Genomic DNA, 15,212 nt, shown 5'->3' on the forward strand with positions numbered 1-15,212 from the left:
TGATCCTCGCTCGTTTTTTGACCGGCAGTTAGGGACGTTCCTTTTCTGCCGGCAGTTTAGGAACGTCCCTAACTGCCGGCTCGGGAACGACAAAGCGCTAGTTCACCTCGACAGGCTTGGCGCCGGGATAGCGCTCCTCAAAGTCTAGGCGGTACTTATTGTCATTGGTGCCCGCCACGTTGTCGCGCGACAGCGGCGCCACGATCTCATTCTTGTGGTCCGCAGGCTTGGCGTATTTCAGGCTGATCTCCCAGGCATCACAGATTGCGTCAATGCGGTGATCCAGGTCGTCGTACAGGGCGATGATGTCCTTCCAGGAGCTGTAGTTCTTGGAGCTCGTCGGGACGTCCAGGTCCTCGACGATGTCGTAATACTGCTCGATGGTGTCCTCCGTGCGCTCGGCGACGTCGGCGAGATTTTGACGGGTGGTTCGATCCTCTTCCAGATAGTTGCCGTTGAAGTTCTGCGCGCAGCCACGGACCTGGCTGTCGAGATCTTCGAGCAGGTCGTAGTATTCGCTCAGTCGGCGGTAGAGGTTCTGCTCGGAGAGCGTTGCTTCGCCGCCATCCTCGTCGTCATCGTCATCATCGTCGTACAGGCTGTTGGGATCGCCGAGAGGTTTTAGGCCATCGTCGTCGACGTCATGGTGCAGCTTAGCTACCTCGGCAGTCGTCTGCGTGGCGGCGTTGTCGAAAGGCTTGATCACAAAGAAAACGACCAGGGCGATGATGATCGCCACCAGCACAACGATAACAGCGATAAGCGGCCCGGTGCCGCTCTTTTTGGGAGCGGGGGTCTGTGGCGAAGCGGGCGCGTATGCGGGAGCCGGCTGCTGTTGGGACGAGCCGCTCGCGACGGGTATGCGCTGCGTGGTCTCGACGGTCGCGGGGCCTGCGGCGGGGTCGGGGCGATAGGCGAGGGGGTCGTCCGCCTTGGCTTGCGGCGTATCGAGGGAACCGGTCTGCTCAAAAGCGGGCTGGCTATCGCTCGCGGTTGTTTGCTCAACGGGTGCACCGCACGAGGTGCAGAACTTGGCATCATCTGCAAGAAGTTTGCCGCACGAGGCGCAATACCGAGACATTGCCACTCCTTTCGCCACATTTCAATGCAATACGACGATTATACCCAGCGTCCAAAATTCCCCATCATAAGTTGCGGTGAAATAGGGACTGTTTGGCGGTCTCAGAGCTTCAATCAGTCCTTATTTCACCGCAACTTTGGAAAGGCACCTTTAGCCATTGGGGACGCGCCGAGCACTGGGGTATCATGGCTTGGTTGATATATCTGCATTTACGCGCCTTGTAGGAAGGGGCTGCGCCCATGGCTTTTGAGCCCGCTCAACATAGCTTTATCACGCTCGAGGGCGTCGATGGCGCCGGCAAGTCCACGCAGGCGCGCCTGCTTGCCCGCGCGTTCGAACTCGCTGGCTACCAGGTTGTGAGCCTGCGCGAGCCGGGCGGTACCGCCATCAGCGAAAAGATCCGTGCTCTGCTGCTCGACCCCGCCAACACGGCGATGGGTGACACCTGCGAGCTGCTGCTCTACGAGGCCGCGCGTGCCCAGCTGGTGCACGAGGTCATCGCCCCCGCCCTTGCGGCCGGCAAGGTGGTCCTGTGCGACCGTTTCTACGATTCCACGACCTGCTATCAGGCGTTTGCCGATGGCCTCGATCGCCAGATGGTGTGCGACGCCAACAACCTGGCCGTCGCGGGTACGCACCCGGCGCTCACGCTCGTCTATCACATCACGCCCGAGCAGGCGGCGCTGCGCATGGCCGCCCGTGGTGCGGCAGACCGCATGGAGGCCAAGGGTATGGCCTTCCAAGAGCGTGTTTACCAGGGATTTTGCGCCATTGCCGCTGAGGAACCAAACCGCGTAAAGCTCATCGACGCCACCGCGTCCATCGAGGAAGTCTTCGAGAAGACGGTCGAGCAGGTTCGCGCCTACGGCCTCGACATTTCCCAGGACGCCGTCACCGCCGCGCTTGCCCAGGAGGCCGAGTAACATGGCCCCCGCTCAGGCAAGCCTGCTGGCCAAGCTCGACACCCAAGAGCGCGTGCGCGACTTTTTGACCAATGCCGTCGCCAGCGGTCGCGCATCGCACGCCTACCTGTTTTTGGGCGCGCCCGGCGCGGGCAAGCTCGACGCCGCGTGGGCGCTCGCCCAAGCCTTCCTGTGTGAGCAGGATGGCTGCGGCTCATGCGATAGCTGCGTGCGCGTCGCCCGCCATACGCACCCCGACGTGCACTATTACACGCCCGAGAGCGCCACGGGCTACCTCATCGCCCAGACCCGCGAGCTGCTCGATGACGTGCCTCTGGCGCCCATCCGTGCCAAGGCCAAGGTCTACATCATCGACCGTGCCGAGCAACTGCGCGCCAACACCGCCAACGCACTGCTCAAAACACTCGAGGAGCCGCCCGAGGGCGTTATGTTCATCCTGCTGGGCACCTCGGCAGACGTGATGTTGCCCACCATCGTGAGCCGCTGCCAGTGCGTGCCGTTTCGGCTGGTATCGCCCACCGTCGCCGCGCAGGCTGTGAGTCGCGCCACCGGTCAGGACCCTGCGCGTTGCCGCATGGTCGTCGCCGTAGCGGGAAGCCCCACGCGTGGCATCGAGTTCCTCAAGAGCGCCGAGCGCCAGGACGCCCGCCGTCAGATGGTCCGCGCCATCGATTCGCTTATCGCCGCCGACGAGGCCGACGTGCTCAGTCGCGCCAAGTCACTCATCGTCGCCGTTAAGGCGCCGCTCGCCGAGGTCAAGTCCACGCAGGAAAAGGTACTCGAGCAAAACGCCGATTACCTGTCGCGTGGAGCATTGAAGCAGCTTGAGGACCGCAACAAGCGCGAACTCAACGCGCGCGAGCGTTCGGGTATCATGGAAGCGCTGGCGAGCGCGCGGACGCTCATGCGCGACGTGCTGCTGACGCTTCAGGACGAGGCGGCCGACGTGGTGAACGAAGACGTGCGCGACACGATCGGTCGGCTTGCCGCCGCGACCAATGTTGCGGGTGCCACGCGGGCGCTCGAGGCAGTCGCGACCGCGGAGCGCAACATCGCCAGAAACGTTACTCCCCAGCTGGCCATCGAGGTCATGCTGTTCGATATCAGGAAGGCACTGAAATGCCGTTAGTCGTACCCGTTAAGTTTACCTATGCCTCGCGCGACCTGTGGTTCGATCCGCAGGATCTGGATATCCTCGAGGCCGATTATGCCATTTGCTCCACCGAGCGCGGAACCGAGATCGGCCTGGTCACGGCCGATCCCTTCGAGGTGCCGCAAGATGAGATCGGTCAGCCGCTCAAGCCCGTGCTGCGTGTGGCGAGCGACATCGACCTGCAGCTTGCCGACGACCTGGCCATCCAGGGCGACGAGGCCATGGTCGACTTCCGCCGCCTGGTCAAGGAGCTCGACCTCGAGATGAAGCCGGTCGGCGTCGAGTACCTGTTTGGCGGCGAGAAGGCCGTGTTCTACTTTGCGGCCGAGGAGCGCGTCGATTTTCGTCAGCTCGTCAAGGACCTGTCCTCGACGCTGCACATTCGCGTCGACATGCGCCAGATCGGCGTGCGCGACGAGACCCGCCTGGTGGGCGGCTATGCCCAGTGCGGCCAGGAGCTCTGTTGCACGCGCTTTGGCGGACAGTTTGAGCCCGTCTCGATTCGCATGGCAAAAGAGCAGGACCTACCGCTCAACTCGTCCAAGATCAGCGGCGTTTGCGGCCGCCTGATGTGCTGCCTGCGCTATGAGTTCGAGGCCTACAAGGACTTTAAGAGCCGTGCGCCCAAAAAGAAGACGCTCATCGATACGCCGCTCGGCAAGGCGCGTATCCAGGAATATGACACGCCGCGCGAGCAGCTGGTGTTGCGTCTGGAGAACGGCAAGGTCTTTAAGGTCAACTTGGCCGATATGACGTGCTCTGAGGGCTGCAAGAAGAAGGCCGCCGAGCAGGGCTGCAACTGCCGCCCCGACTGCGTGACGCGTGACGTGCTCGAGCGCATCGAGTCGCCCGAGATGCGCCTGGCGCTCATGGAGCTCGATCGCGAGAACGGCGTCGACGTGGGCGATGGCCTGTCGAGTGCCGACCGTCTGGCCGGCACGTCGATGCCCAAGCGCCGTCGTCGCGATGCCGATTCCGATACCCGCGCTGCTCAGAGCCAGGTCGAGGGCCGTGGCCGTGGAAAGGGCCGCGGCAAGGCCGAGGCACCCGAGGCCGAGGAGGCCGCCGGTGGCCGTCGTCGTCGCAAGCGCGCGGGCTCGGGCGATTCTACCGAGGCTGCAGCCGCGGGCAAGAACGCCTCTCGCGAGCGCGAGGTTCAGCAGCCCCAGCAGCAGAATCGCGGCGGTGGCATGAACCCCACGCGTCGTCGCCGCCGTCATCTGTCGAGCGAGGAGCGCGAGGACGCCTTCCGCGCCGCAGCTGCTCGCGAGGCCGGTGCCGCTTCCAAGGGCCCCTCGGCCTCCGATACGCCTGCCGACAAGGGCGGCAAGTCACGTGGCGAGGAGGAGCGCGCGCCGCGTCCGCGCTGTCGCCATTCCTCGGGCGCGCAACAGAAGCCCTCAGTGCCCTCCGTGGCCGATCAGGTCTCGGATGGCGAGGTCAAGGTCACGCGCCGTCGTCCCGGAGATGGCGGGGGAGCGGCTGCTAAGGCTTCGCGTGGCGCGGCTCGCGACGAGCGCGAGCCGCGCGAGGATCGCGGTGGCGAGGGCTCGGCCGACCAGGGTCAAAAGCGCCGTCGCCGTCGCCGTTCCCGCAAGCCGCGTCAAGATGGCGGCGAGGGCTCGACCCCGTCTTCGTCCACACCACAACCGCCCGCCGGCGAATAACGCCCGCGAGCGGATTTAGCCCGCCTTGCCCCGAGCGCATCGGGGTATCATAGCGCCGAATCAACAACCCTCCCTGCGACCGAACGTAGGGAGGGTTGTGTCTTGAAGAGCCATCTGAACATATTGAGCTGTCTGCAGGGTGCCGGTGCCCTACCGTTTGCGGACGAATTACTACCGTTTGCCGAGCGGGCGGCACACGAGGCGCTCGAGGCATTGTCGCCAACACGATGTGCCGGCTGCGAGCGCGCCGGTGCGCTTATTTGCCAAGACTGTCTGGCCGCGCTCACGCTCATCGACCCACGTCATAGCTGTACCCGATGCGGCGCCCCGTTTGGGGATTTGCTGTGCACTGAGTGTTCGGTCGAGGGCACGTCCTCGGCAATGTCGGAGGCGCTCGACCGCTGCCTGGCGTGCGCCGTCTATGCGCATCCGCTGCCGCGCATCATTAAAGCTTACAAGGACGCGGGCGAGCGACGTCTGGCTCCGTATCTGGCGGAGCTGCTCTACGACACCGCCCTGCATGCCCAGGTCGTAGCTCCCGAACGCTTAGGAGGTGTGCTGTCCGGTGCGGATGCGGTGGTGTTTGTGCCTGCGACGGCGGCAGCGTTTCGGCGGCGTGGTTTTGATCATATGGAGGCTATTGCGCGCCCATTTTGCGAGCTGTCGGGTGTTCCCCTGCTCGATGCTCTCGTCAAGTACGGGCATGGCGACCAGCGCGAACTCGGTCGTGAGGAGCGCCGCGAGCGTGCCCAAGGCATGTACGAGACGGTTGAGGACGTGCACGGCCGCCGCCTGCTGCTTATCGATGACGTTATCACCACGGGTGCGACGATGGCCGCGGCTTCGGCGGAACTCAAGCGCGCCGGCGCCGCAGCAGTCGATGGCCTCGCTATCGCACGCGTTTGGTAGGGGTGGTTTTGTGGCAGTAAAGATTGAGCGGCGCAGCGAGTCGACAGACGATCAGCTAGCGGCTTCCGTAATCCTAACAGGCGCCTCGGCGCTACGCATGATGCGCGCCGAGCGCCGGCAGATGGGCTACATAAGCTGGAGGGACCTCGATCCCGATGAGGAGCGCCGCGTACTAAACACTTCGTCGCCTTCGGCTGAGGACATCTATCTTCCTGACTTGGTGCGGATTGGGGGCCGCAAGCGGCGAGGTGCAAGAGGATTTGTGCTTGCTGGTAGGGTCTGCAGCGCAGCGCCGCCGCATGCCTGGCGTGGGCTGGTCCGTGTGTTCCGGGTTGCCTGCCGGCTCGATTCTAAAGGTGGAACCGGGGGTGTACAGCCTATCTCCCGAGGCCCTTTGTGTTGCCGTTGCGCGCGAGGTCGGCTGCATCCAGGCGTTTGCCCTGGCCCAGGAGCTGTGCCCCAAGATTTCACTGAGCGATCGCGGGAAGTATCTGCCTCCCTACACCTCGCCTGTTACGAATAAACTTGCAAAGGACAAGGACCAGCCAGCAGACGTGGGCTACTTTGAAGTCGAGCCGGTGCTGATGCCCGATCGTCTGGCAGATTATCTCGCGGTATACAAGGGGAACACGGCCAAACAACTGCAGCGTCTGTGTCCCTATCTTTCGGAAAACCTGCGCTCACCCATGGAGTGCATCATGCTCGCTTTGTTTTCGCTTCCGTTTTCCTATGGCGGTTTTGCCTGCGGTCCCTTTAAGACCGACTACAAGATCGAGTTCGATGACCGCGCGCAGGCAATCTCGGGGATGCCTCATGCAGTTTGCGATGCGTATCAAGAGGCAGCCCGGTTTGACCTGGAATACAACGGTGAGCTGGGCCATTCCTCCCGGAAGGGACGTATCCATGATGAAAAACGCAACACGGGCTTGATTACTATGGGAATCGAGGTCGCAACGGTCAACAACGAAATGCTTTGCGACATGGAAGCGATGGAAGCGCTCGCATGGCGCATGCACCAGCGTATGCGAAAGCGGTACCGGAATCGTGTCGATGCCCGCAGGAAGAAGCAAGAGGCGTTGCTTAACACGCTGCGGGCGTGTTTTGGGCTTAAGCCGGTCTAATACGCGTCGAAAATAGAGGGTTAATCATATGCCCTGGCCATAATATGGCAAATATGAGTACTGTCACTAAATCAGTAACAGCAAAATCAAGGAATTTAGGACTCGGAGGCGGCGTAAAGTAAGAAGATAATAAACAAATGTAGAATAACTAAGCATCAGGTTGGCGACACTGAGCGCAAAATCTGTCCGAGAGGCCAAAATTGCCTGTTACTAAATTGGTGGCAGTACTCATATTTGCCATATTTTGACCAGGGCACCCTAAGAAGGGCGCCCCGGAGCTCCCCGTAGGGGAGCTCCGGGCTTCATAGGGGCACGAATAGCCCACTCCGACCTGCAAAATCTGTGCGCACGATGCGAATGACGCCCTTAACCTTAAACTTTAGCTTGAACTTAGCTATAATGCGCTACGTTCCTGCCAGGCTGTGGTTGCGGACGGACGAAATGCCCGTCCTAGTCCAAGACAGACGCGGTCAAAGGGATCCACGTAAGCGACCGCGTGCGCGCGGCGCGATCATGGCGCGTCCTAGATGTAAGCCGCACCGTCCGTTCTACTTTCTTTGGGGCAATACCGCCTCGCGGGCGAGCGGGCCAGTCGTGAAGGTGGCTGCGGCCTCCCGAGCAAACACCCCGGTGCGCAAGTGTGGGGTCAAATACCAGGTCAGCTGGTGGGAACAACCCGATATTCCGCGCAACGCACGGATCGTATACGACACAGAAGGCAGGGTAGTGGACATGGTGAGGGGCAGCTTGATGCACGCGGCTCGGTTAGGTGCTGGGACCGCAGCGGTCATTGCCGTTTTGGGCCTGAGCGGATGCGCGTTCAACCCGCTGTCTACGTTCACGACTCCCACGATCGACCAGATCGAGTACGAGACCGTCACGCCGGCGGTGTCGGACGATGCCCTGGTCACTCCCGGAACCCTGACGGTCGCCCTCGATACTTCCGATGCGCCGCAGGCAATGCAGGGCGCCGACGGCGAGCTTACGGGGTATGCAGTCGATGCTGCCCGCGCCCTCGCAAGCAGCATGGGCCTTAAGGTCGCCTTTGTCGATGCGTCCTCGGCAGGTTCCGCGCTCGGCGACAAAAAGGCTGATATCTTTATCGGCGAGATCAACTCCACGGACGGGGACGTTAGCTCGCTCGGCACCTGCCTGTACGATGCCGCTTCCGTGTTCGGTAAAACCAGCGATGGTGGGTCGCTAAGCGTTTCCACCGATACCCTTAACACGTCTACTCTGGGTGTCCAGATGTCCTCGGCCTCGCAGGAGGCGCTTGCTAAGCAGAGCATCACCGCCAACCAAAAGACCTACTCCAACATCAACGAGTGCTTTGAGGCGCTCGAGTCCGGCGAGGTCGACTATGTGATCTGCGACTCCACAGCCGGCGGCTATCTTGCACGCCTGATGAGCGAGGTCTCCTATGTCGGTGCGCTCGAGGCGCCCTCGACGCTTGGTGTTGCGGGTCTCTCGTCCAATGACGAACTGTGCCGTGCCGTGAGTGATGCCCTCGACGACATCACGGTCGACGGCACGCTCGAGGCGGTTCACTGCGTCTGGTACGGCCAGATTCCCTACGACCTCACCACTAAGACGGTTTCGGGCGCTAACGTGCAGCCGGGCGACTCTGAGTCCAGTGAGACCACGTCCTCCGGCAGCGAGTCCTCCGATTCCAACAATGAGACCGCATCCTCCGAGGACAAATCGTCCAGCCAGGAAGGCACCATCACTGACGACGACATTAACAAACTTAATAGCTAGTTATTGCTAGGGGTGGTGTCTCCTATACGTTGGAAAGGACACCTCTTCACGGTTTCAACACGCACTGCCGGGTTTCCCCAATAGGGGAGCCCGGCTTTTTTATCCCTATAAAACCAGCAGGTCAAAGCCAATTTTCGGGACCAAATACAAAGTCGCCGACGCCCTCCCATAGCGCACTTTGCCACAGAAAAGTGCGAGACTTCGGTATGCGGTATCAAGCAATCGTTATTCGGGTCTTTAGGAATCCGCGTGATTAAATGCACGGCAATGGGTACATAGCCAGTACAGTAAGTCCCCGAGGCAGATTGGAGCCACGTATGGATATCAAGGTTTCTGGACGCAAGACGACGGTAACCGATGCTCTGCGTGCGCATGTGGATGAGAAGATCGGCGAGGCGCTCAAGGTTTTCGATATCGAGCCCATGACGGTCGACGTTGTACTTCGCTATGAGAAAAACCCCTCGAACCCCAACCCGGCAATCGTCGAGGTTACGGTTCGTGCCCGCGGTTCGGTGATTCGCGTTGCCGAGCACGGTGCAGATATGTACGCCGCCATCGACCTCTCCGCCGATAAGGTCACCCGCCAGCTGCGTAAGTTCAAGACCAAGGTCGTGGACAACCGCCAGGGCGGTGCCAGCGCCGCGGATGTCGCGCCGGTCGAGCGCGTCGAGGATCTGGCCGACCTGCTGCTGCCCGAGGAGGAGGACGACCTGCTCGTCCGCGAGAAGGTTATCGACGTCACCCCGATGACTGAGGAGCAGGCGCTGGTGCAGACCGATCTGCTGGGCCACGACTTCTACGTGTTCGAGAACGCGACGACCGGTCTCATCAATGTGGTGTATCACCGTAAGAATGGTGGATATGGCATCATCAAGCCCCGCATCGAAACACTTGACGAGTAAAATACGTTAACTTGCATGAGTTAACGGTTGGCGGTCATCCCATGCGGATGGCCGCCTTTTTACGTAAGGAGTCGCTTTGATGGACAAGGCCGCATCCGCCGGTCATTCGGACCGTTGCCGCATCGTCGTCGATACCTGCTGCGACTTTAGCCCCGAGGTCGCCGCGAACCTCGATGTCGATATCTTGGGTTTCCCCTTCATTATCGATGGCGAGGAGCGCACGGATGACATCTGGTCGAGCATCACACCCAAGGAGTTCTACGACCGCATGCGCGCCGGTGCCCGCGTGTCCACCTCGGCTGTGTCGCTCGGTCGCTATATCGAGTTCTTTACCGAGTGCGCCAAAGAGGGTACGCCCACGGTCTACCTGTGCTTTACCTCGGCGCTGTCGTCGAGCTACAACTCCGCGTGCCAGGCGGCGGACGCCGTGCGCGCCGAGTATCCTAACTTTGAGCTGTACGTGGTCGACAACGCTCTGCCCTGTGCGACCGGCGAGCTCTTGGCGCTCGAGGCCGTCCGTCAACGCTCAGCGGGACTCACCGCCAAGCAGCTGGTCGACTGGGCAAACGAGGCCAAGACCTATGTCCACGGCTACTTTACGCTCGAGAGCTTTGACGCGCTGGCTGCCGGCGGCCGCATTCCGCCCGCGGCGGCACAGCTCACGGCAAAGCTCGACGTCAAGCCCGAGCTCTCCTACGACCTTGCCGGCTCGCTGTCGCTGATCGGCGTCAACCGCGGCCGCAAGAAGGCGCTCAAGTCCATCCTCAAGTCGTTCCGTGAGAACTACGTGCCCGATCGCACTATGCCCATCGCCATTATGACTGCCGATGCCGAGAAGGACGGCGACTGGCTCGAAGCCGCCATCCGCAAGGAGGAGGGCTGCGCCGACGTCACGATTATCCGTAGTTCCGTCGGTCCTACCATCGGCTCGCACGTGGGGCCCGGCATGGTGGCACTTGCGTTTTGGGGCAAGAACCGCGCCGAGAAAGCCTCGCTTTCCGACCGCATCGCCCGCCGCGTGCGCGGCCAGTAGGCAAGTAACGCGGCCGTAATCGCCCTCAACTCACAGCCCAAACGCTGGCACCGAGTATTCAACCTGGTAATAACACCCAACCCAAAAGGAAAGGTTTCATGGCAAACAAGCTCTCCGTCGCATTTATCGGCACCGGAATCATGGGTGCCCCCATCGCCGGCCACATCCTGGACGCCGGCTATCCCGTCACGGTCAACAACCGCACCAAGTCCAAGGCCGCAGCGCTCGTTGAGCGCGGCGCCGTCTGGGCCGATACGCCGGCCGATGCCGCGGCGAACGCCGATGTCGTCTTTACCATGGTGGGCTATCCCTCCGAGGTCGAGGAGCTCTACCTGGCGGGCGACGGCCTGCTCGCGTGCACCAAGCCGGGCGCGGTCTTGATCGACCTCACCACGAGCTCGCCCGAGCTCGCCCGTGACATTGCCGAGGCCGCTCAAGTCTCCGGTCGCATGGCGTTTGACTGCCCCGTCACCGGCGGCGAGTCGGGCGCCATCGCCGGCACGCTCACGGCTATCGTGGGCGCCACCGAGAACGACATCGCGCCGGTCCGCGATATCCTTGCCACCTTTGCGGCCAACATCTGCTGCTTCGATGGCGCCGGCAAGGGCCAGGCTGCCAAGCTCGCCAACCAGGTGTCGCTGGGCGCCTGCATGGTCGGCATGGCCGACGCCATGGCATTTGCCGAGCTGAGCGGCCTTGACCTGGAGAAGACCCGCCAGATGATCCTGGGCGGCACCGGCAAGTCCGGCGCTATGGAGAGCTTAGCCCCCAAGGCGCTCGACGGCGACTACAAGCCCGGCTTTATGGTCGAGCACTTCATTAAGGATCTGCGTCTGGCGCTCGCCTACGCCGATGACCGCGAGCTCGCGCTGCCCGGCGCCGACGTGGCCTTTACGCTCTACGACATGCTCGACGCCATCGGTGGCGCCAAGCTGGGCACCCAGGCCATCACGGTCCTCTACAAGGAGGAGGCCGATGCCATCGCCGCCGGTCTGGACTGGTCGCAGTATCGTCCCGAGGAGCACGGTGCCCACGAGGACGGCTGCGGTTGCGGCGAGCATGGCGACGACCACGAGTGCGGTTGCGGTCACCATCACGGCGAGGACCACGAGTGCTGCGGCGGCCACGGCCATGACGACGGCCACGAGTGCTGCTGCGGCCATCATCACGAGGAGTAGCGCCCATGAGCTGGACGTTCGTGGTGCTCGCGCTGGTGCTCTTTCTCTTTGCGATCTACATTGGCTTTTTGTGCGGCCAGTGGGCCTGCGAAAAGCGCGTGATCACCAAGCGCGACTACTGGATTGCCAACTTTGCAGGCGCGGCGGCAGTCGTCCTGCTGACCTGGGTGTTCTCACTGTTCCCGCTGGTGCAGTTTGCGCCGATCGGCTGGCTCGGCGGCTTTATCGCCGGCCTTAAGATGAGCTTTGGCGAGTCCGTCGGTCCGTGGCGCAAGCACGACGAGGTCTTTAACGTCAACAAGGCCCATCGCGCCGCCGCCGACGCGGGCGACGCCGAGGAACGCCGCCGTGCGCGTCGCAATGGCGCAGCCGACCGACAGCTCATCTCGGTCACCGATGACAGCAAGGGTGCTGGCAAGCACGCTAAGAAATAAGAAGAGGTAACTATGGCAGAAAACAAAGACGAACAGCTCACCGACGAGGAGCTGGCACAGCTTCAGCTGGCAGAGGAGAACGAGAACGCCGTCGACCGTCTGGTCAAGGAGCTCGGCTGCCCCACGCGCCGCATCCGCCAGTTTGCCGCCCGCGTGCTGCATCTGCTGGCCGAGCGTGACCCGCAGCGCGTCGTGCCCTGCGTGCCTGCGCTGATCGAGGCGCTCGACCGCCCCGAGGCGCAGACCCGCTGGGAGGCCCTCGATGCCCTGACGGCGCTCGCTACCACCTGCCCCGAGCAGCTGGGCGATGCCTTTGAGGGCGCCGAGACCGCACTGTTCGACGAGATCTCCTCCACGCTGCGCTATGCCGCCTTCCGCCTGCTGTGCGTGTGGGGTGCCACGAGCGTCGAGCGTTCGCGCGAGGCTTGGCCCATCCTGGACGAGGCCATCCAGTGCTACCACGGCGACCTCGAGTATCGCGACATGCTCGGTTGCCTGTACGAGTTTTGCCAGGGCGAGATCGACGCCGAGGTTGCCGAGAAGCTCGCGCTGCGCCTTAAGTTCGATGCCGAGAACGGTAAGGGCAGCTATCTCAAGGCCCGTTCGAGCGAGATTTGCGAAATGCTTGTTAAACGTTTTGGCCTGGATCTCTCCAAAAAGAAGAAGCGTGCTAGCGTTAAAAAATCTGACGACGCCGAAGACGAGGAGTAACAGATTATGGCGCACGATGTAGTCCTGATTCCCGGTGACGGCATCGGTCCCGAGATTACGCAGGCCATGCGCCGCGTGGTCGAGGCCACCGGTGTCCAGATCAATTGGAACGTCCAGGAGGCCGGCGCCGGCGTCATGGACGAGTTTGGCACGCCGCTGCCCCAGCACGTGCTCGACGCGGTCGCCGAGACTAAGGTTGCCATCAAGGGCCCCATCACCACGCCGGTCGGCACGGGTTTCCGCAGCGTTAACGTGGCCCTGCGCAAGCACTTTGACCTGTATGCCTGCGTGCGTCCCTGTCTGTCGCAGCCGGGCGACGGCTCGCGTTTCCGCGACGTCGACCTGGTCATCGTGCGCGAGAACACCGAGGACCTCTATGCCGGCATCGAGTTCGACGAGGGCGCAGCCGAGGTCGAGGAGCTCTCGCAGCTTGTCGAGCGTTCGGGCCAAAAGACATTCGCCGCCGATTCCGCCATCTCGATCAAGCCCATCTCTATCGCCAAGAGCCGCCGTATTGTGGAGTACGCCTTTGAGTATGCCCGCCGCTGCGGCCGCAAAAAGGTGACGGCCGTGCACAAGGCCAATATCATGAAGGCGACCGACGGCCTGTTCCTGCGCGTTGCGCGCGAGGTGGCCGCGGGCTATCCCGATATCGAGTTCAACGACAAGATCGTCGACGCCACCTGCATGGGCCTGGTCCAGAACCCCAACGACTTCGATGTTCTGGTGCTGCCCAACCTGTACGGCGACATCGTGAGCGACCTGTGCGCCGGCCTGGTGGGTGGTCTGGGCATGGCCCCCGGCTCCAACATCGGTGCCGACTGCGCCATCTTCGAGGCAACGCACGGCTCCGCGCCCGATATCGCGGGCCAGGATATCGCCAACCCCACGGCCGAGATCCTTTCTGCTGCGATGATGCTCGACCACTTGGGCGAGAACGATGCTGCCAATCGCATTCGTGCCGCCGTATCTGCCACGCTCGACGAGGGCGAGCAGGTTACCGGTGACGTGCGTCGTGCTCAGACCGGCTCCGTTGAGGGCGCCGTGGGCACGCAGGCCTTTGCCGATGCCGTTATCGCGCACCTGGCCTAAGGTATGCACGCTGCAAACGCCTAAATAGTACTTAAGTGTTTGCGTATAACCTAAGAATCAATACGCCCGGCGCCTCGTCGGGCGTATTCTATTGGGGACTATGTTTCCTAACAAGGAGTAATTGATATGGGTCTGATTCAAAAGAAGGACGAGAAGGACGAGATCGACGGCATCCAGATCATCGAGCGCGGCGAAGGCCCCGACGGTGACGAGGACGAGAAGATCGACCTGGTCGCCGGCACGTCTGCCGAACATATCGCCGCTGGCACGACCGCCGAGGAGGAGGACGCCCGCCTGGAGGCAAAGATCGCCGCGGACGCCGCTGACGAGAATCTGATGCCCGAGGCCCAGGATGAGGATGATGACGCCCTAGGTTCCGATGTGGACGACCACGCATCCAAGCACAAAAAGACGATGATTGCCGCCTTCGTGGTTGCAGTCGTGATCGCTGCGGTGGTCGGCTTCTTTATTGGCAATGGCGGCTTTGGCGGCAAGGGTGTCGGCTCGGCGACCCTGACCGAGGACCAGCTCGATTCGACCGTGGCAAGCTATAGCTACAACGGCAAGAAGAGCGACATCACCGCGCGCGAGGCCATCGAGAGCCAGTACAGCCTCGACACCGTCAAGGGCGACGACGGCAACTACACCGCTCCGTCTGCCGACGTTATCCTGTCCTACGTGCGCAACAAGATTCTGCTCGACGCTGCCGAGGACGAGGGCATTACCGTCTCTTCCAAGGAAATGAAGAAGTACGCCGAGGAGTCCATCGGCACCTCCGACTACAAGACCATGGCCACGCAGTACGGCGTGTCCAAGGACCAGGCTAAGCAGATCGTCCGTCAGTCCGCGACGCTGCAGAAGCTCTACAAGAAGAAGGTGGGCGACAGCTCCGCAAGCATGCCGACCGCTCCGACCGAGCCTTCTGACGGCAACGAGGAGACCGCGAGCAAGGACTACGCCGACTACATCATCAACCTTGCCGGCGATGAGTGGGATAGCTCAAAGGGCACCTGGAAGGACGCTGATAGCACCTACGCTAAGGCGTTCGCCGATGATGCCTTTACGACCGATAGCGCCACCTACAAGCAGGCCATGACCGCCTACTACACCGCCTACCAGCAGTACTCTTCGCAGGCCTCGAGCGCCAGCTCCAAGTGGACCGAGTATGCTAACGGCCTCTACGCCAAGGCCAACATCAGCATCTACGGCCTGTTTGCGTAAGATCTGTCTGCACTACTGCGCGCTAACCG

At 62.1% G+C, this 15,212-nt stretch carries 14 protein-coding genes; 13 read left to right on the forward strand and 1 reads right to left on the reverse strand.

What is annotated here, in order from left to right; all coding sequences use genetic code 11:
- Window positions 1–97: 97 nt before the first annotated feature.
- Complete coding sequence (locus tag DWY05_RS05605; RefSeq protein WP_117820903.1) at window positions 98–1,081, reverse strand: zinc-ribbon domain-containing protein; 984 nt, start codon at window positions 1,079–1,081, stop codon at window positions 98–100.
- A 239-nt stretch (window positions 1,082–1,320) separates the two neighbouring features.
- On the opposite strand from DWY05_RS05605, the gene tmk reads away from it, so the two are divergent.
- The 13 genes from tmk to DWY05_RS05670 all read left to right on the forward strand — a co-directional run bounded on the left by tmk (window position 1,321) and on the right by DWY05_RS05670 (window position 15,183).
- On the forward strand, window positions 1,321–2,004 hold the full coding sequence (tmk, locus tag DWY05_RS05610; protein WP_117820902.1) for a dTMP kinase: 684 nt from the start codon (window positions 1,321–1,323) through the stop codon (window positions 2,002–2,004).
- A gap of 1 nt (window position 2,005) precedes the next feature.
- Window positions 2,006–3,133, forward strand: coding sequence for an ATP-binding protein (locus tag DWY05_RS05615; RefSeq protein ID WP_117820901.1), 1,128 nt, complete (start codon window positions 2,006–2,008; stop codon window positions 3,131–3,133).
- On the forward strand, window positions 3,124–4,824 hold the full coding sequence (locus DWY05_RS05620) for a regulatory iron-sulfur-containing complex subunit RicT (RefSeq protein WP_117837219.1): 1,701 nt from the start codon (window positions 3,124–3,126) through the stop codon (window positions 4,822–4,824). The genes DWY05_RS05615 and DWY05_RS05620 overlap by 10 nt, the downstream gene beginning before the upstream one ends.
- Before the next feature lie 102 nt (window positions 4,825–4,926).
- Window positions 4,927–5,733, forward strand: a complete 807-nt coding sequence (locus tag DWY05_RS05625) for a ComF family protein (RefSeq protein WP_233504009.1) — start codon at window positions 4,927–4,929, stop codon at window positions 5,731–5,733.
- Window positions 5,734–5,981: 248 nt separating this feature from the next.
- Complete coding sequence (locus tag DWY05_RS05630) at window positions 5,982–6,854, forward strand: hypothetical protein (protein ID WP_147335205.1); 873 nt, start codon at window positions 5,982–5,984, stop codon at window positions 6,852–6,854.
- Between the two features lie 750 nt (window positions 6,855–7,604).
- Window positions 7,605–8,612: an ABC transporter substrate-binding protein gene (locus DWY05_RS05635; RefSeq protein WP_158558695.1), complete on the forward strand. Its 1,008-nt coding sequence runs from the start codon at window positions 7,605–7,607 to the stop codon at window positions 8,610–8,612.
- A 317-nt stretch (window positions 8,613–8,929) separates the two neighbouring features.
- Complete coding sequence (gene hpf / locus DWY05_RS05640) at window positions 8,930–9,514, forward strand: ribosome hibernation-promoting factor, HPF/YfiA family (protein ID WP_035137685.1); 585 nt, start codon at window positions 8,930–8,932, stop codon at window positions 9,512–9,514.
- Window positions 9,515–9,593: 79 nt separating this feature from the next.
- Window positions 9,594–10,547, forward strand: coding sequence for a DegV family protein (locus DWY05_RS05645; protein ID WP_117820898.1), 954 nt, complete (start codon window positions 9,594–9,596; stop codon window positions 10,545–10,547).
- Between the two features lie 98 nt (window positions 10,548–10,645).
- Window positions 10,646–11,725 (forward strand): NAD(P)-dependent oxidoreductase, encoded by a 1,080-nt coding sequence (locus tag DWY05_RS05650; protein WP_117820897.1) that lies wholly within the window; start codon window positions 10,646–10,648, stop codon window positions 11,723–11,725.
- Between the two features lie 5 nt (window positions 11,726–11,730).
- Complete coding sequence (locus tag DWY05_RS05655) at window positions 11,731–12,159, forward strand: hypothetical protein (protein WP_055310425.1); 429 nt, start codon at window positions 11,731–11,733, stop codon at window positions 12,157–12,159.
- Window positions 12,160–12,171: 12 nt separating this feature from the next.
- Complete coding sequence (locus DWY05_RS05660; RefSeq protein ID WP_117820896.1) at window positions 12,172–12,870, forward strand: HEAT repeat domain-containing protein; 699 nt, start codon at window positions 12,172–12,174, stop codon at window positions 12,868–12,870.
- A gap of 6 nt (window positions 12,871–12,876) precedes the next feature.
- Entirely contained in the window at window positions 12,877–13,962 is a 1,086-nt protein-coding gene (locus tag DWY05_RS05665) for an isocitrate/isopropylmalate dehydrogenase family protein (RefSeq protein WP_117637059.1), read from the forward strand.
- A gap of 126 nt (window positions 13,963–14,088) precedes the next feature.
- Window positions 14,089–15,183 carry a hypothetical protein gene (locus DWY05_RS05670; protein WP_117820895.1) on the forward strand — a complete coding sequence of 365 codons (1,095 nt, stop codon included), beginning with the start codon at window positions 14,089–14,091 and terminating at the stop codon, window positions 15,181–15,183.
- Window positions 15,184–15,212: the final 29 nt, after the last annotated feature.

The sequence above is a fragment of the Collinsella sp. AF23-4AC genome (genome assembly GCF_003462685.1).
GTDB lineage: Bacteria > Actinomycetota > Coriobacteriia > Coriobacteriales > Coriobacteriaceae > Collinsella.

Bases quoted from the DNA above. Each gene is read 5' to 3' on its own strand.
- DWY05_RS05605 (WP_117820903.1), bottom strand. From the start codon at position 1,081: ATGTCTCGGTATTGCGCCTCGTGCGGCAAACTTCTTGCAGATGATGCC.
- tmk (WP_117820902.1), top strand. From the start codon at position 1,321: ATGGCTTTTGAGCCCGCTCAACATAGCTTTATCACGCTCGAGGGCGTC.
- DWY05_RS05615 (WP_117820901.1), top strand. From the start codon at position 2,006: ATGGCCCCCGCTCAGGCAAGCCTGCTGGCCAAGCTCGACACCCAAGAG.
- DWY05_RS05620 (WP_117837219.1), top strand. From the start codon at position 3,124: ATGCCGTTAGTCGTACCCGTTAAGTTTACCTATGCCTCGCGCGACCTG.
- DWY05_RS05635 (WP_158558695.1), top strand. From the start codon at position 7,605: ATGCACGCGGCTCGGTTAGGTGCTGGGACCGCAGCGGTCATTGCCGTT.
- hpf (WP_035137685.1), top strand. From the start codon at position 8,930: ATGGATATCAAGGTTTCTGGACGCAAGACGACGGTAACCGATGCTCTG.
- DWY05_RS05645 (WP_117820898.1), top strand. From the start codon at position 9,594: ATGGACAAGGCCGCATCCGCCGGTCATTCGGACCGTTGCCGCATCGTC.
- DWY05_RS05650 (WP_117820897.1), top strand. From the start codon at position 10,646: ATGGCAAACAAGCTCTCCGTCGCATTTATCGGCACCGGAATCATGGGT.
- DWY05_RS05655 (WP_055310425.1), top strand. From the start codon at position 11,731: ATGAGCTGGACGTTCGTGGTGCTCGCGCTGGTGCTCTTTCTCTTTGCG.
- DWY05_RS05660 (WP_117820896.1), top strand. From the start codon at position 12,172: ATGGCAGAAAACAAAGACGAACAGCTCACCGACGAGGAGCTGGCACAG.
- DWY05_RS05665 (WP_117637059.1), top strand. From the start codon at position 12,877: ATGGCGCACGATGTAGTCCTGATTCCCGGTGACGGCATCGGTCCCGAG.
- DWY05_RS05670 (WP_117820895.1), top strand. From the start codon at position 14,089: ATGGGTCTGATTCAAAAGAAGGACGAGAAGGACGAGATCGACGGCATC.